General features: G+C 69.1%; 19 protein-coding genes. 7 read left to right on the plus strand and 12 right to left on the minus strand.

What is annotated here, in order from left to right:
- Positions 1-49: 49 nt before the first annotated feature.
- Entirely contained in the window at positions 50-2,374 is a 2,325-nt protein-coding gene (locus AB0O15_RS02075; protein WP_364316962.1) for a ribonucleoside-diphosphate reductase subunit alpha, read from the plus strand.
- A 38-nt stretch (positions 2,375-2,412) separates the two neighbouring features.
- A complete protein-coding gene (locus AB0O15_RS02080; protein ID WP_364316965.1) occupies positions 2,413-3,408 on the plus strand; it encodes a ribonucleotide-diphosphate reductase subunit beta in 996 nt (331 codons plus the stop codon).
- A 28-nt stretch (positions 3,409-3,436) separates the two neighbouring features.
- On the opposite strand, the gene AB0O15_RS02085 is transcribed toward AB0O15_RS02080, so the two are convergent.
- From AB0O15_RS02085 to AB0O15_RS02095, 3 genes are all read right to left on the minus strand, one after another.
- A complete protein-coding gene (locus AB0O15_RS02085) occupies positions 3,437-4,003 on the minus strand; it encodes a GNAT family N-acetyltransferase (RefSeq protein WP_364312796.1) in 567 nt (188 codons plus the stop codon).
- Positions 4,000-4,548: an N-acetyltransferase gene (locus tag AB0O15_RS02090; protein WP_364312798.1), complete on the minus strand. Its 549-nt coding sequence runs from the start codon at positions 4,546-4,548 to the stop codon at positions 4,000-4,002. The genes AB0O15_RS02085 and AB0O15_RS02090 overlap by 4 nt, the downstream gene beginning before the upstream one ends.
- Positions 4,549-4,873: 325 nt before the next feature.
- Positions 4,874-5,113 (minus strand): hypothetical protein, encoded by a 240-nt coding sequence (locus tag AB0O15_RS02095; protein WP_364312801.1) that lies wholly within the window; start codon positions 5,111-5,113, stop codon positions 4,874-4,876.
- A 139-nt stretch (positions 5,114-5,252) separates the two neighbouring features.
- On the opposite strand from AB0O15_RS02095, the gene AB0O15_RS02100 reads away from it, so the two are divergent.
- Positions 5,253-6,092, plus strand: a complete 840-nt coding sequence (locus AB0O15_RS02100; protein WP_364312803.1) for a phosphoribosylaminoimidazolesuccinocarboxamide synthase — start codon at positions 5,253-5,255, stop codon at positions 6,090-6,092.
- On the opposite strand, the gene AB0O15_RS02105 is transcribed toward AB0O15_RS02100, so the two are convergent.
- From AB0O15_RS02105 to AB0O15_RS02115, 3 genes are all read right to left on the minus strand, one after another.
- Entirely contained in the window at positions 6,070-6,360 is a 291-nt protein-coding gene (locus AB0O15_RS02105) for a DUF3040 domain-containing protein (protein WP_364312806.1), read from the minus strand. The two genes, AB0O15_RS02100 and AB0O15_RS02105, sit on opposite strands and share 23 nt — an antisense overlap.
- Positions 6,361-6,451: 91 nt before the next feature.
- A complete protein-coding gene (locus AB0O15_RS02110) occupies positions 6,452-6,652 on the minus strand; it encodes a hypothetical protein (RefSeq protein ID WP_364312809.1) in 201 nt (66 codons plus the stop codon).
- Entirely contained in the window at positions 6,649-6,945 is a 297-nt protein-coding gene (locus AB0O15_RS02115) for a hypothetical protein (RefSeq protein ID WP_364312812.1), read from the minus strand. The genes AB0O15_RS02110 and AB0O15_RS02115 overlap by 4 nt, the downstream gene beginning before the upstream one ends.
- Positions 6,946-7,170: 225 nt before the next feature.
- On the opposite strand from AB0O15_RS02115, the gene AB0O15_RS02120 reads away from it, so the two are divergent.
- On the plus strand, positions 7,171-8,112 hold the full coding sequence (locus AB0O15_RS02120; protein ID WP_364312814.1) for a helix-turn-helix transcriptional regulator: 942 nt from the start codon (positions 7,171-7,173) through the stop codon (positions 8,110-8,112).
- Positions 8,113-8,165: 53 nt separating this feature from the next.
- Here AB0O15_RS02120 and AB0O15_RS02125 read toward each other — a convergent pair whose 3' ends face one another.
- Positions 8,166-8,405 (minus strand): DUF397 domain-containing protein, encoded by a 240-nt coding sequence (locus AB0O15_RS02125; protein ID WP_364312817.1) that lies wholly within the window; start codon positions 8,403-8,405, stop codon positions 8,166-8,168.
- 253 nt (positions 8,406-8,658) lie between these two features.
- On the opposite strand from AB0O15_RS02125, the gene AB0O15_RS02130 reads away from it, so the two are divergent.
- Together AB0O15_RS02130 and AB0O15_RS02135 are read left to right on the plus strand one after the other, a co-directional pair.
- Complete coding sequence (locus tag AB0O15_RS02130; RefSeq protein ID WP_364312819.1) at positions 8,659-8,895, plus strand: hypothetical protein; 237 nt, start codon at positions 8,659-8,661, stop codon at positions 8,893-8,895.
- Entirely contained in the window at positions 8,873-9,226 is a 354-nt protein-coding gene (locus AB0O15_RS02135; protein ID WP_364312821.1) for a hypothetical protein, read from the plus strand. The genes AB0O15_RS02130 and AB0O15_RS02135 overlap by 23 nt, the downstream gene beginning before the upstream one ends.
- 199 nt (positions 9,227-9,425) lie before the next feature.
- On the opposite strand, the gene AB0O15_RS02140 is transcribed toward AB0O15_RS02135, so the two are convergent.
- The 5 genes from AB0O15_RS02140 to AB0O15_RS02160 form a co-directional block, all read right to left on the minus strand.
- Positions 9,426-9,710 carry a diguanylate cyclase gene (locus tag AB0O15_RS02140; RefSeq protein ID WP_364312824.1) on the minus strand — a complete coding sequence of 95 codons (285 nt, stop codon included), beginning with the start codon at positions 9,708-9,710 and terminating at the stop codon, positions 9,426-9,428.
- Between the two features lie 130 nt (positions 9,711-9,840).
- Positions 9,841-11,445: a GGDEF domain-containing protein gene (locus AB0O15_RS02145; protein ID WP_364312827.1), complete on the minus strand. Its 1,605-nt coding sequence runs from the start codon at positions 11,443-11,445 to the stop codon at positions 9,841-9,843.
- A 198-nt stretch (positions 11,446-11,643) separates the two neighbouring features.
- Positions 11,644-12,708 (minus strand): nucleoside hydrolase, encoded by a 1,065-nt coding sequence (locus AB0O15_RS02150; RefSeq protein WP_364312829.1) that lies wholly within the window; start codon positions 12,706-12,708, stop codon positions 11,644-11,646.
- A complete protein-coding gene (locus AB0O15_RS02155) occupies positions 12,705-13,925 on the minus strand; it encodes a hypothetical protein (RefSeq protein WP_364312832.1) in 1,221 nt (406 codons plus the stop codon). Before AB0O15_RS02155 ends, AB0O15_RS02150 begins: the two co-directional genes overlap by 4 nt.
- 8 nt (positions 13,926-13,933) lie before the next feature.
- Complete coding sequence (locus tag AB0O15_RS02160; protein ID WP_364312834.1) at positions 13,934-14,662, minus strand: dienelactone hydrolase family protein; 729 nt, start codon at positions 14,660-14,662, stop codon at positions 13,934-13,936.
- Between the two features lie 87 nt (positions 14,663-14,749).
- On the opposite strand from AB0O15_RS02160, the gene AB0O15_RS02165 reads away from it, so the two are divergent.
- On the plus strand, positions 14,750-15,310 hold the full coding sequence (locus tag AB0O15_RS02165; RefSeq protein ID WP_364312836.1) for a helix-turn-helix domain-containing protein: 561 nt from the start codon (positions 14,750-14,752) through the stop codon (positions 15,308-15,310).
- Positions 15,311-15,746 lie beyond the last annotated feature (436 nt).

Here is a 15,746-nt window from a genome sequence, read left to right on the forward strand (position 1 = left end):
CGCGTCCGACGGCCTCGGGGTTCGGGCTGAGGAGGGGGACATGACCGGGATGCGGGTTCGCAAACGCAACGGCGACCTGGAGACGGTGGACGTCAACAAGATCGTCAAGGCGGTCGAGCGGTGGGTCGCCGACCTGGACGAGGTGGACCCGCTGCGGGTCGCGACCAAAACCATCAGCGGCCTGTACGACGGCGCGACGACCGCCGAGCTGGACAAGTTGTCGATCCAGACGGCGGCCGAGCTGATCGGCGAGGAGCCGCAGTACTCGAGGCTGGCGGCGCGGCTGCTCACGGCGTACGTCGAGAAGGAAGTTCGTGGTCAGGGTGTGGCGAGCTTCTCCCAGTCGATCCGGTACGCCCACCAGCAGGGCCTGATCAGCGACAAGACGCTGACCTTCGTCACGCTGAACGCCCGCAAGCTGGACGACGCCGTGGACAACGCCGGTGACCTGCGGTTCGAATACTTCGGTGTGCGTACGGTGGCCGACCGCTACCTGCTGCGGCACCCGTCGACGCGGCTGGTGGTCGAGACGCCGCAGTACTGGCTGCTGCGCGTCGCCTGTGGCCTGTCGGAGACGCCGGCCGAGGCGATCGGCTTCTACCGGCTGATGTCCTCGCTGGCCTATCTGCCCAGCTCACCGACCCTGTTCAACTCGGGCACGTCGCACACGCAGATGTCGTCGTGCTTCCTGGTGGACTCGCCGCGCGACGAGCTCGACTCGATCTACGAGCGCTACCAGCAGGTGGCGAAGCTGTCCAAGTTCTCCGGCGGCATCGGCATCTCCTGGTCGCGGGTCCGCGGCCGGGGCGCGCTGATCCGGGGCACCAACGGCAGGTCGATCGGCATCGTCCCGTTCCTCAAGACGCTGGACGCCGGGGTGGCGGCGGTCAATCAGGGCGGCCGCCGCAAGGGCGCGGCCTGCGTCTACCTGGAGCCGTGGCACCCGGACATCGAGGAGTTCCTCGAGCTGCGCGACAACACCGGCGAGGACTCGCGCCGCACCCACAACCTCAACCTGGCCAACTGGATCCCGGACGAGTTCATGCGCCGCGTCGAGGCCGATGGCGAATGGTCGCTGATCGACCCGTCGGACGCGCCGGAGCTGCCGGACCTGTTCGGCGAGGCGTTCGACGAGGCCTACCGCGCCGCGGAGAAGAAGGCCGTCAAAACCGTCAAGGCCCGCGACCTGTACGGCCGGATGATGCGCACCCTGGCCCAGACCGGCAACGGCTGGATGACCTTCAAGGACCGCTCGAACCGCCTGTCCAACCAGACCGGCGCCCCGGGCAACACCATCCACCTGTCCAACCTGTGCACCGAGATCCTCGAGGTCAACTCCGACGCCGAGACCGCCGTGTGCAACCTCGGCTCGATCAACCTGGGCGCCCACGTGACCGCCGGCGGCGTCGACTGGGAGCGGCTGCGTGACACGGTCCGCACCGCGGTGGTGTTCCTGGACCGGGTCATCGACATCAACTACTACCCGTCGGATCAGGCGGCGGCGTCGAACCCGCGCTGGCGTCCGATCGGCCTGGGGCTGATGGGTCTGCAGGACGCGTTCTTCACGCTGCGGCTGCCGTTCGACTCGGCCGAGGCGAAGGAGTTGTCGACGCGCGTACAGGAGGAGATCTTCCTGACCGCCCTGGAGTCCTCGACCGCGCTGTCCGAGCGGTTCGGCCCCCACCCGGCCTTCGATGAGACCCGGGCCGCGAAGGGCGACCTGCACCACGAGCTGTGGGGCGCGCCGGCGACGCAGACCGAGCGATGGACGGCACTGAAGGCCCGGGTGGCCGAGCACGGTCTGCGTAACAGCCTGCTGATCGCGATCGCCCCGACGGCCACGATCGCGTCGATCGCCGGCTGCTACGAGTGCATCGAGCCGCAGGTGTCCAACCTGTTCAAGCGCGAGACCATGTCCGGCGAGTTCCTTCAGATCAACACCTATCTGGTACGCGAACTCAAGGCGCGCGGCCTCTGGACCCCGGCCATCCGTGAGCAGATCAGGCGGGCCGAGGGCTCGGTGCAGGGCCTCACCGACCTGCCCGGCGAGGTGCGCGAGCTGTTCCGTACCGCCTGGGAGCTGCCGCAGAAGGCGCTGATCGAGCTGGCCGCGGCCCGGCAGCCCTTCATCGACCAGTCGCAGTCGCTGAACCTGTTCCTGAGCTCGCCCACCATCGGCAAGCTCTCCTCGATGTACAACTTCGCCTGGAAAGCCGGGCTGAAGACCACGTACTACCTGCGGTCGCGGCCCGCGACCCGGATCCAGCAGGCCACCGTGTCGATCGCACCCGTCGTGCCGGTTCCGGCCGTCGACGAGGTCGAGGCCGTGGCCTGCTCCCTGGAGAACCCCGAGTCCTGTGAGGCCTGCCAGTGACCACCGTTCCTGCCCCGCGCGAGACCACCGACCAGCGGATGCTGCTGGACCCGGGCATGGACCTGACGCTGCGGCCGATGCGCTACCCGCACTTCTTCGACCGCTTCAAGGACGCCATCAAGAACACCTGGACCGTCGAGGAGGTCGACCTGCACTCCGACCTCGCCGATCTGGCCAAGCTCTCGCCGGCCGAGCAGCACCTGGTCTCGCGGCTGGTCGCGTTCTTCGCCACCGGCGACACCATCGTGGCCAACAACCTGGTGCTCAACCTCTATCAGCACGTCAACTCGCCCGAGGGCCGGCTCTACCTCTCGCGGCAGCTGTTCGAGGAGGCCGTCCATGTTCAGTTCTATCTGAACCTGCTGGACACCTACGTCCCCGACGAGAGGGAGCGGAACGAGGCGTTCGCCGCGGTCGAGAACATCCCCTCGATCGCCCGCAAGGCCGAGTTCTGCTTCAAGTGGATCGACTCGATCTTCGAGCTGCGCTCGTTGCGGACCCGCGAGGACCGGCGGGCGTTCCTGCTCAACCTGATCTGCTTCGCCGCCTGCATCGAGGGCCTGTTCTTCTACGGCGCGTTCGCGTACGTCTACTTCCTGCGCTCCCGGGGGCTGCTCAACGGCCTCGCCTCGGGCACCAACTGGGTGTTCCGCGACGAGTCGATGCACATGGCTTTCGCCTTCGACGTCGTCGACACGGTCCGCGCGGAAGAGCCGGACCTGTTCGACGCCGAGATGGAACAGCAGGTCAAGGACATGCTGGCCGAGGCCGTCGAGTGCGAGGTGCAGTTCGCCGCCGACCTGCTCGAGCAGGGCGTCTCCGGCATGTCCCTGACCGACATGCGGGAGTACCTGCAGCACGTCGCCGACCGCCGCCTCGGCGTCCTCGGCATCGACCCGATCTACGGCAGCAGGAACCCGTTCGCCTTCATGGAGCTGCAGGACGTGCAGGAGCTGTCCAACTTCTTCGAGCGGCGCGTCTCGGCCTACCAGGTCGGTGTCACCGGAAGCGTCAGCTTCGACGACGACTTCTGAGCCGCCTTGGTTGTGCGGCCGGCCGGGCTCACCGGCCGGCCGACGACCGTTCCAGGAAGGCCAGCTGTGCGGTCTTGTGGGGCAGCGTGACCTGGGCGTCGAAGACGAAACCGAGGCGCTTCCAGCGGCGCAGCGCGCGCTCGTTGCGGGCGTCCGGCTCGACCACGATCCGCTGCCGCGCCGGCACCTGGAATACGAAGCGCAACAGCGCCGCGGAGACCGTACCCGTGAAGTCCTGGATCTCTTTCTCGGCCGGGGCCAGGAAGAGGTGGATGCCGAAGTCGCCGGCCCGCACCGGGTAGTACTCGCCGATCGGATCGTGCTCGGGCTCGTAGGTCTGGAAGATGCCGATCGGTGTGCCGTCCAGCTCCATCAGGTAGGCGTGGTGGGTCTCCAGGCCGTCCAGGAACTCGTAGATCTCGCGGACCTCGTCGCGCGAGTTCTCGGTCATGCCCCAGAACTCGGCGCGCCGGGCGCTGACCCAGGCGTAGATCGTGTCCAGGTGTGCCGCCGGGTCGAGCCGGACCAGCTCGAACGTACCCAGACCGGGAAGTTCCTCGGTGTACACGCTCACGATGCTCTGCCGCTGCGTCATGACGCTCGTTCCGCTCGGTCATGACGCAGCGGGAGCGAGCGGACCAGCATCCGGTGTGGACGCCAGCCCGGGAACGGGACCACGTCGCCGACGTGTTCGAAGTGGCGGCTCTCCAGCGCGTGCCAGACCCGGGTGTTGGTGTCGGCGACGGCCATCGTCGTGCGTTCCTCGGTGCGGGCCGCAAGCAGCTCCACGATCATGCGTACGCCGAGGTCGGAGCGCCGCGCGCCGGGCAGCAGGAATGCCTCGCAGAGCGCGAACGTGCGGCCCCGCCACTCCTTCACCAGGGCCGGGTCGGCGTCGCCGAGGTCACGCCACCACAGCGTCTCGGGCGGCAGCGGGCAGCCCACGACCGCGCCGACGACCTCGCCGTTCGCGTAGCCGACCGCGGCCTGGAACCCGGGCGCCTCGGCGGTCCAGCGGAGCCGGTCCTCGGGCGACGGGTCACTGTGGTCGGTCAGGTGCAGGTCGCCGGCGTGGACCCGGCGGTAGACGGCGGCCAGCGTGGCCAGGTCGACCCGGTCGGTGATCTCTATGGTGCTCATGACAAGGCCTTCCCATGTCCGAGATTAGCTAAGGCTAACCTAAGACGAAGTCAGTAGGAAGGCGTCAGGGTGTACGTCACGGTGCCGGTGTAGGTGCCCGGCCTGGGCAGATAGTTGATCTTGCCGCGCATGGTGGGTTGATCGTGTCGGTGGTTGCGGCCACGGTGGCGCCGGCGATCTGCTCGGGCGCGGCCGAGAACCCGGCGTAGCCACCTTTGACCGTCACCGCCGTCGAGTTGTCCGATGCCCACCCCGATCGGCCGCCTTGAGAACCGAGATGGGTTCTGCTGAGCTGCGGCTTGGTAGCGGCTGGCGCTGACCGTGCTTACCGCGAGATGCCTGGGAACGCCTTGACGAGGATGTCGATCAGTTCCTGCGCGCGGGCGCGGTCGAGCTGAATGCTCTGACTGGACTTGGGCTGGCTCTTGCGGGTGTCGCTCCCGAAGGTGGAGAGATGCAGGACGCGGTCATCTCCTCCGCCGACAACAGCCCACTCGCAGTCGACGTCGGTCGAGTGCCGCTTGACGTTCTGGCTCGATGCTCGAAACGACCTGATGATCGCCATTGGTATCCCCCCAGTAGGAAGTCTGTCGCCGATTTTAGGATGAATGCCGGGGAGTCGGGCGCACGAGCGCCGAGCCGGGCGAGCCGACCACGTCAGCTAGTCTTCGGCCGACCCCACCTATCGATCGCTGGGAGAACTCGTGGAGCTGTTGCACTCGGGGAAAGTTCGGGACGTCTACTCGGACGGGGACGATCTTCTTCTGGTGGCCAGTGATCGGGTGTCGATTTTTGATGTTGTCCTGCCTACACCTATTCCCGACAAAGGGAAGATTCTCACCCAGCTGAGTCTCTGGTGGTTCGAGCAGCTCAAGGACGTCGCGCCGAATCATGTGCGGTCGGCGGGGGATGTGCCGGACGAGTGGCGGGGGCGGGCGGTTCGCTGCGAGCGGCTCCGGATGGTCATGGTGGAGTGCATCGCTCGGGGGTATCTGGCCGGCTCCGGGGTCAAGGACTATGCCAAGGAACGGGCCGTGGGGGGCAACCCGCTGCCGGACGGGCTGGTGGAAGGGTCACGGCTGCCTGAGCCGATCTTCACGCCCTCGACCAAGGTTGCGCCGGGGCAGGGGCATGACGAGACCGTCACGTACGACGCGGTGGTGGCCCAGGAAGGGCCGGACGTGGCGGCTGAGCTGCGGCGGATCACCATGGAGGTGTACCGGCTCGGGTCCGAGATCGCGAAGGAACGCGGGATCCTGATCCTGGACACCAAGATCGAGGTGGGGTTCGGGGAGCGCGGCCTCACGATCGCCGATGAGCTGCTTACGCCGGACTCGAGCCGGTTCATGCTCAGCGAGGACTGGCAGCCGGGCACCTCACTGCGGTACCTCGACAAGCAGTTCCTGCGGGACTGGGCGATCACCGAGCGCGCCGACTGGGACCGCACCGCGCCGGGGCCCGAGATCCCGGAAGCGGTGGTCGAGGCGACGCGTAACCGGTATGTCGAGGCCTACGAGCGCCTCACCGGGGATCGCTGGACCTGAACCGCTGGGTGCGGCCGGCGAGGGGGGCGCGCTTCTTGACCAGGTGTACGCCGTAAGCGGCGCCGACCACGGCCATGAAGAAGCCGGTCCAGCCGCCGAGCCAGATGCACACCGGCGCCAGCGTCCACAGCAGAACCGCCAGGGCCAGGCGCAGCCGTCGCCGGGGCGGGCGGGTCAGCTTGTCGATCCGGCGGTTGAACCGCGGGTCGCCGGCTCGCAGGCCCGCCACCAGACTGTCGAAGGACTGCTTCTCGTGTGGTTCCAGCACCTGACACCTCCACGATCAGAGCGCTGACGACATCGACTACCCGCGAGTCGGGGCGTCAAAACGTCAGACGCGCTCCAGCGGAGGGGTGAGACTAGCGCGCGTTCTCGGGCTCCCGAGTCGTCGTCGCGTGGGGGCGGGGCCAGCCGGCTCGCTTGCCGCAACCGGCGCAGCTGAGCTGGTCGCCGCAATGCGTGCACCAGTCGTTGGTGCGTCGCAGGTACCAGCCGAGGGCGACACCGGCCAGGAGGCTGGCCAGGCCGATGATGGCGGCGAGCGCCACCGCCCCGGTCACGCGGCGTTCCGCACTTCGGCGGGTACGCGCTTCACCAGCAGAGAACGGTTGTCGAGCGCCGGGTCCTCGTCGGCGCGCTTTTCCACGCAATCGGCGGTGAACGTGTCGACGCCGGTGCCGAGAGCGGCGCCGGGCCGATAGGTGACCGTGACGGCGCGCGCGGAGGCGGCCTCGATGACACCGGCCCGCCAGCCGTTGCGGTAGACCCACACGGGGTCGGCCTTGTGATAGGTGTCAGCCGGCAGAACATCCTGAGGGTCGCGCTCCGGCGGGGCGATGGTCGGAGTGGACATCGGGGAAGCCTCCAAGATCAAGTGCTTCAACGTCGGCGGGGGAGCACCTCGGTCGAGAAATCGAACTTTTCAGCACGCTGTGTCAGCAGGTCGATACGCGCCTGTCAGCTATCATGCTCGCGAACCAGTGCAATCGCAAGGCCGGATGCACGTGCATATGGCTCGTGCGAGTTCCATGAGATGGATGCATCGGACGGTTTCGTGCCGGACGATCACACCCCTAAGATGCGAAGGGACTGCGTGCCGGCAGCCCTCATCAATGGAGATCAAGAGGCGGGAAGTCACGTGACTGCGGAGGAGGCGCCGGGCAGCGGCCCGACCGTGCTGCGCATCCTTCTAGGTGCACAACTTCGGCGGCTGCGCGAAGGCAAGGCGATCACCCGCGAGGACGCGGGGTGGGAGATCCGCGCGTCCGGCTCCAAGATCAGCCGCATGGAACTCGGCCGGGTCAGCTTCAAGGAGCGTGACGTCGCCGACCTGCTGTCCCTCTACGGCGTCACCGATCTCAAGGAGCGCGAGGCGCTGCTGGGCCTGGCCCGGCAGGCCAACAACCCCGGCTGGTGGCACCACTTCGGCGACATCCTGCCCGGCTGGTTCCAGTCCTACCTCGGCCTGGAGGCCGCGGCGACGCTGATCCGCACGTACGAGATCCAGTTCGTGCCCGGCCTCTTGCAGACCCCGGAATACGCCCGCGCGGTCATCATGCTCGGCCACGCCGGTGCGAACGCCGACGAGATCGACCGTCGGGTGGAGCTCCGCCGGCAGCGGCAGATGGTTCTCAACCGGCCCATGCCACCGCAGATCTGGGCCGTGGTGGACGAGGCCGTGCTCCGCCGCCCGATCGGCGGCGTCGAGGTGATGAAGGCTCAGATCGAGGCCCTGATCGAAGCGGCCAAGCAGCCCAACGTACGGCTCCAGATCATCCCGTTCGACGCCGGCGGCCACGCCGCGGCGGGCGGACCGTTCTCGATCCTGCGTTTCCCGGAGCCCGAGCTGCCCGACGTGGTCTACGTCGAGCAGCTCACCAGCGCCATCTATCTCGACAAGCGCGAGGACGTCGATCAGTACGCCATCGCGATGGAACGCGTCTGCATCGACGCCGACCCGCCGAACCACACGCCGGAGATTCTCGAGAAGCTCCTGCACGAGGTCGGCCGGCCGGGCTGAGCCTGACCCCCGTCTGAGGCTGACCCGGGCGGCGGGACGAGCCTCAGCATGTCTCAGCGGGGGAGCAGGTTGTCGAAGTCGCCGTCGCGGACCCCGCCGATGAAGGCCTCGATCTCGGCGGGCGTGTAGATCAGAGCCGGGCCCTCAGGGTCCCGGGAGTTCCGCACGGCGACGCTGCCGTCCGGCAGGGCGGCGCATTCGACGCAGTTGCCGCTGGGGTTGCTTCGGCCGCTCTTCTGCCAGGTCACTCCAAGCAACTGGCTGGCCGACATGCCGTTGACCATGCGCGACATTTGTTACTCCCTACGTTGCCCTTCCGGCCGGGTCTCGGCCGGTGGTGGTACTACCCTCCGGCCCGATCAGGCGACAGGCTGTGCAGATGCACGTGCATTTGGCCTTGCGCTATCACGGGATTGTGAGCATGATAACGCACGCACCATTAGAAAAAAGGTCACCGAGGGTGACATCTTTAAGTGACCATACGGTCGCAGAACGACCTCAAGCGAGGCTCCTTGGCGGGGGCGTCCAAGCGGGAGGTAACAGAGCATGTGGGTCCCGAACATCGGTCCGGAGCTTCCTGACCCGTCCGATCCGCGTGCGACGGACCACGCGCGGAAGGGCAACCCAGCACTCTTGTATCGCGACGACCTGCTCATCGACGACTTCTACGCGGCCTCGTCCCGCGCGAGCGTCGTCACTCACCGTTTCGGCGGCGTACGCTACGCATTGATTCGGTCGACCCGTCGGAAGCAGGACGGTGGTGAGTCCGATCCGCACGCTTGAGGCCCTGCGCTGCATGTGGCACGGTCACCCGACCTCGTGGGTGGCCGAGTCGCCGGCGATGCGCGGCGGGCGGCTCCAGCCGGCTCTGCGCCGCCACCTGATCTGCGAGTTCGCCGAGACCGACTATTGCTACGGCATCGGCCCGCTGACCATCAAGCTGGACCGCATCGACTGGGACCGGCCGGTACCGTTCGAGGGCGACACGTGGCTCGAGGTCGAGGGCGTGCTCATCGATGGCTCGGGTCGCGAGGGCGCGCGCCGTGAGGTGCTCGTCCGGGCCCACTGCCTCCCGCCTCGCCCGATCCGCAAACGTCCGCGGCTCCGCCCCTGAGACCCCGGTCGGGCGGTCGGGTTCCCCCGTGCCAGGCCGCTCGACCGGCTTCAAACGATCATGAACGCCGTGAGTGCATTCTGCATCAACAGGGCGTGACCACCCGGGACAACCCGGCGGTGGGGCACCGAGGGTGACCAGCGACGGCCCGGCGTGAGTGCCCCGCCGGCCTTTCCGTCGCTCGTACTCGAAAAAGGGTCTAGGCCGCCGGCCGGAAGACCACCCGGTCGCGCCCGGCGTGCTTGGCCGCGTAGAGGTTGCGATCGGCCTCGGACAGCAGCTCCGGGAGCGACGACGAACCGCTCGCGACGCCGGCGCTGATGGTGACGGCCAGCTCGCCGGCGAGCAGGTGCCAGGGGTGGGCGGCGACGGCCCGGCGGATGTGATCGAGGCAGGTGGTGGCGTCCGCGGCCGCGACATCCGGCAGATCTGCCGCGCGGCCGTGGCCAGCTCGCCGGTCCTCATCAACATCGCCACGGCGCACAGCCGGGCCCGCTGCACCAGCAGCTCGTCGCCGAGCGCCAGCGCCTCCTGCTCCAGTCGGCGGGCGGTGGCGAGGGCCTCCGGGACGTCCCCGGGCGTACCGTCCTCGATCTCCAGCAGAGCGTCCATCGTCAGGCGGCCGTCGCAGCGTCTCGGTAGGAGCGATTCCGCAGGTCACGCGTCATGTTGAAGACCACCCGGTCGCGACCGGCGTGCTTGGCCGCATAGAGGTTGCGGTCGGCGATGGACAGCAGGACGGGCTGGGTCGGCGCGGGCGTCTCGGCCCGGGTCGCGACCCCGATGCTGACCGTGACCGGCAGCTCGCGGGTGATCGGTTGCCACGGGTGCGCGCCGATCGTCGCCCGGATCACCTCGAGCAGGCGGGCCGCGGCGAAAACCTCGATCTCCGGCAGCACCAGCAGGAACTCCTCGCCACCCATGCGCGCCACGAAGCCGTCGCCGCAGACCTCCGCCAACGACGTCTCCAGCAGCCGGGCCACCTCGATCAGCACCTGGTCGCCGACGTCGTGCGAGAGCTGGTCGTTGATCTGCTTGAAGTGGTCCAGGTCGACGATGGCCAGGGTGAGGTCCCCGTCCCGCTGGATCAGGGCGGGCAACTGCTCGTCGACGTACCGGCGGTTGCGCAGGCCGGTGAGCGGGTCGCGGCGCGCCTGCTCGCGGAACCGCTCCGCCTCCTCGCGGGCCTCGGCCGTCTCGTACATGGCCTGGCGGGTGCGCGCCTGCGCCTCCCGCTCGGCCGACCCCAGCGCGAGGTGGGCGGTGAAGAACTGCTTGTGCTCGGCGAACGCCAGGGCGAACTCACCGCGGGCGGCGTACAGCTCGGCCTGGTCCTGATGGACCCGCACCATGACGTGGCCGAGTTCCCGCTCCACGCAGATCGCCCGGCACTCGTCCAGCGTCGTCTGCGCGCGGTGCACGGCGCCCATGCCGCGCTGGGCCCGGGCCAGGGTGAGCAGGTACTGCGCCATTGAGTCGGCGTCCTCGAGCCGGCCGTCGCCATGCCGCCGGACACACTCCAGCAGGGTCTTCTCGGCCTGTGCGTACTGCCCGTTCTCGATCTCGATGGAGCCGATCGTGTCCAGGATCGTCGGGTGCAGCTCGAAGCCGTACGTGTCGGCCAGCGGGCGCAGCCGCTCGATGATCCGCTCGGCGCGGACCGGCTCGCCCATCAGGCACTCGGACCACGCGTAGTTGTTCAGCACCCAGAGCTCGAGCACCGGGTGGTGGAAGCGGCGGGCCGCGTCCTCGGCCTGCTCGTAGCGCTCCCGGGCCGCCGCCCGCGAGTCGACCAGGCCGAACGCGCCGCCCAGCCGGGCCAGGTGCCAGATGCGCATGAACGGGGTCGAGTCGTCGTCCAGGAGCTCGACCGCGAGCAGCGACTGCTCCAGGTTCTTCGAGTAGTCGCCGAGCAGCCGGTGGATGTTGGCCCAGACGAGATGGGTGCGGGCGAGCAGCTTCCGGGACTCGTTCTCCTCGGCCCAGCGGTGCACCGCCCAGATCCGGGTGGCCGCGCCGGCCAGGTCGCCGGCCCGCATGAGCACGGCGATCTGGCACAGCCGGGCGCGGTGCACGAGCAACTGGTCGCCGAGTTCGACGGCCCGCTGCTCGTATCCGTCGGCCAGGTCACGGGCCTCGATGGCGTCGAAGACCAGTTCGTCCTCGATCGCGAGGATGGCGGCCGAGAGCTCCTCCGCGTCCAGTGCGCGTTGCGACACGTTGCCATCCCCTCCTCTCGCACCTTCCCTTCGACCAGGGGAGGCGGGAGGTGAGGTTTCGGGCTGCGGCTTTTCCGCCATGCCGACCGCGAGGCTGCCGAGGATGGCGAGGTCGGTGGTGCGCGGGCGCACGATCGGAGCGGATGGGGTACGCCGACGAAGAAGCCGGCGTGACCCACACGCCGGCTCCGTCGCCGGTCACCCCCGGTGCCCCACCGCCGGGTTGTCCCGCGGGGAGACGCCGTTCAGCCCGTCGAGGAACATCTGCTCGAACGCGGCCCGGTCGGCCTCGGTCACCACGGTCACCGGGGTGCCGTGGGCAGTCTCGACGGTCCGCCCCGACTGCGCGCCGTCCTGGACGATCGCGATCCGGGCCGGCCGCGACGCCGTCACCACCGACGGATGCACCAGCGACACCGCGGCCAGGGCGTCCCACCAGAACATGATGTCCAGATCGATCAGCGCGGCCAGATCGGGCTGACTGGCGATCCGGTACGCGATGCGGGCGCCCGGCGCCCGGGCCGAGGCGCCGATCCGGGCCACGTACTCATCGGTGATCGGCACGAAGCGGGTCGCGTCGAGCGGCACCAGGTGGATGCTCCCCGGCCGGGCGCGGCGCAGCAGGTCGCGGGCGGCCGGCGGGTCCATCCACAGGTTGAACTCCTGCGAGTTGTCGAACCCGGGCAGCGCCGACCCGTAGAGGTTGCCGCCCACCGCGATCGCCCCGCCCATCAGCTGGACGCGCCCGATCCGCGCCGGCACGCCCGGGACGGCCAGCGCGTCGGCCACGTTGCTCATCGGTCCGGTCGCCAGCACGGTGATCGGGTGACGCGAGGTCAGCGCGGTGCGCGCGATCAGCTGGGCGGCGGTCAGCCGGGACGGCGGCGACGTGCGGCCGGCGTCGTCCAGCGCGCCGGTCAGCACGGTCTCGATGGTGGCGACCAGCTCGGGTGGCGCCGGGTGCACGCCCTCACCGGTGGCGCCGTCGGCCACCGGGATGTCCGGCCGCCCGCACTGCTCCAGCACGCTGTGCGCGTGGCGGCGGGCCCGTCCCGGCATCCCGAAACCGTCGTTGGCGACCGTCACCGCGCGCAGGTCGATCCGGCCGAGCTTGTGCTCCTCGCAGAGCAGCGCGAGCGTCGACGCGTCGTCGAAGTCCATGTCGCTGTCGTAGACCACGGCCGGCCGCTCCGGTGTCGCGGCCGTTGGCGTCACGACGGTCGGCACCAGGAACACACCCAGCAGCGCAAGCCCGCGAATCATCCGGGCAGGCTAGAAGGCCCCTGCTTCACGGATGCTTCATGCGCTGCGAGGTAGACCGCGCGTACCGCGAGGGTGCTTTCGACCTCGTCGAGGATCGGGGCGAAGAACTGGCGGCGGTTCTCGGTGTCGATCATCGAGGTGACGGCGAAGTACATGCTGCCGAAGCCGGCCAGCAGCGCCGCGTTGCGGAACAGCGCCGACGGCACGTCCGGGAACACCGGCGAATAGTGCGGCGGACCGCCGATCCACTGCTCGGCCGTCTCCGGGCTGACCACGAGCAGACCGACGATCAGGAAGAACGCGAACAGCCAGAGCCCGACCACCATCGCCTGGACCAGTTGCCGGGAGGCGAGCATGACCAGCAGGTTGCCGACCTGCCGGCTGTTCAGCGGCGGCGGGTGGGCCCCGCCGTCCGGCACCAGCTCACCGATCGGCAGGTGCTCGAGCGGGGTGTCCTTGCAGGCGGCCTCCAGCGTGGGCGTACTCAGATCCTGCTCGACCCGGCCGATCTCCTCGCGCAACCGACCGGCCGCGGCGAACACAGTGACCGCGGCGAACAGCGTGGGCACCCCGCTCAGCCGCCACCAGGAGAGCCGGTTCATGGCCTGCCACAGCTCGCCGGTGAAGAAGAAGAACAGCGTGACGAACAGCAGCATCGGCAGCGCCCGGCTCTGCAGCCGCACGGTGTTCCGCAGGTCCCGCACGGCGTGCCGGACCGCGCGTTCCAGCATCGGCAGGGCGCCGTAGGTGGTGGCCAGCCGGGACACCTCGAACAGCGCCACGAAGATGGCCAGGAAGGCGACGAACGCGCGCAGGAAGGTCGTGCTGCCCTCGGTGATCGCGCCGGCGTGCAGTTGCGGCGCCGACGCCCGATGCCAGACGGCCACGTCCAGCAGCGGGATCAGGAGCGGCATGATGCCGTACGCGACCACGACGGTGACCGCCATCCAGCGCGGGAACGTGGGCAGCCGCCGGAACCGGTTGAGCAGGATCCCGGCCACCACCCCGCCGACCAGCACCACCGCCACGGTGATGAACCGGCCGACCGGGCTCAGCTCGTCACGCAGCGGCCACAACAGTCCGGTGACCGCGACCAGCGCCAGGAACGGCACCATGCGCGGCAGGATGTGTCCGGTGAAGCTGTAGTCGGCGATCAGTTGCGGCAGCCCCTGCCGGATCAGCCAGCTCTCGGTGCGCCGTACCGTCGCGTCCGACACGTTCCCGCTCAGCCGGCCGGGTGGACGCGGTCGAGCAGCTCGAACAGCCTCATCCAGTGCCTCTTCTCGCCCTCTTCGTGGTACATCGCGGTGTCCGACATAGTGAAGCCGTGCGGCGCCCCCGGGTAAAGCTCCGAGGTGTAGGTGACCCCCGCGTCGTCCAGCGCGGCCTCCAGCGCCTTGATGTTGTCGGCGGTCATCGAGCGGTCGTTGTCGGCGTGCCCGAAGTACAGCTCGGTGCTCCCGGCCAGCGCCGCCACGTGCAGGTGCGGGCTGTCCGGCTGGTCGGTGACCACACCCCCGGCGTGGAAGCTGGCGACGGCCTTGATCCGGTCGGGGTGACCCTCGGCGGCCACGAGCGCGTTCCGCCCGCCCATGCAGTAGCCGACCGCCACCACCGCTTCTGTTCCCAGGGCGTCCAGGTAGGACTCCGTGTCGCTGATGACTTTGTCCCGGCTCAGGTCCTGAATCATCGGCATGACCGTCCCGAAGATCTCACCGCGCCGGTCCGGGTCGCTCATTCCGGCCAGGTCGACCAGCGGGGTGCGGCCGAAGCGATAGAACAGATTCGGTACGAGTACGGCGTAACCGCGCTCCGCGATGCGGTCGGCCATCTCCTCCAGCCGCGGCCGGAGCCCGAAGGCATCCATGAAGAGCAGCACGCCCGGGAACGGCCCGTCCCCCGGGGGTCGCACCAGGTAACTGTCCGCCACACCGTCGCGCGTCTGGATGTCCACCGAGAGGCCTCCTTGTGGTCTTTTCGTCGTTCGTCACGCTACCGCTGAACGGGGACTTATCCCCGTTAGCGTCGGTACGCTGTGTAGATGGCTGCCGTACGATTGCGCGCTGACGCGGAGCGCAACCGCATCGCCCTGCTCGCCGCCGCCCGCGAGGTGTTCAGCGAACACGGCCTGGAGGCGTCGCTGGACGAGATCGCCCGCCGCGCCGGCGTCGGCAATGCCACGCTGTACCGCCGTTTCCCCACCCGCCGCGACCTGATCGCCGCGGTCTTCGCCGACCGCAAGGCCACCCAGGTCGAGCTGGCCGAGCACGCGCTGGCCCAGCCCGACCCGTGGCCGGCGTTCGTAGGCTACGTGACCGCGTTGTGCGAGCTGCAGGCGGCGAACAAGGGCCTGGGCGAACTCCTGGTGGCGGTGAACTTCGACGGCGACGACCGCCTGGCCCAGCTCCGGGCGGCGTCCCAGCGCCGCGCGCGCGAGGTCATCCAGCGGGCCCAGGAGGCCGGCGCCCTACGAGCCGACTTCGACCTGGAAGACCTGTGGCGCCTCTTGATGGCCAACGCCGGCGTCATCCAGCGTTCCCCCGACCCCCAATCCTGGCGCCGCCAGCTGTCCCTCCTCCTGGACGGCCTGGCCACACGCTGACCGCCCTTGTTTCGACTCCCATCGCTGCACGAAGCGTAACGAATACCTGTGAACTTGCTGTGACCTTTCACTCCATGGTGGAGCCACCATTCCCGGCGAAACGGGCGCGGCGCCGGGGTGGGGGTCCCGGCGCCGCGCGCTCCTGGTGGGGCAAGCCTCCCTGTCCGTGATCAACCCAACGTCACGGCGTCGGTTGCTTCGCCGCCTTCCGTCTGCTGGTCGCTCAGCTCTTCGCCGGCTGCCCGTCTACCGGGTCGGCCCGCGCTTGTCGGCCGGTCAGTCGAGCTTCCCCTGTCCGAATCCCGGCCGGTCAGCCCAGCCGACATCCAGGTCACCCATGACACGACCGCCCGACACGGCCCGACCGGTCACAGTGGCCCGTCCAGTCAACGTGTTCCGCCCCGAGATCGCACCTCGGCCCACCAACTCTCACCGA

This window comes from Actinoplanes sp. NPDC089786 (genome assembly GCF_040684855.1).
GTDB lineage: Bacteria > Actinomycetota > Actinomycetes > Mycobacteriales > Micromonosporaceae > Actinoplanes.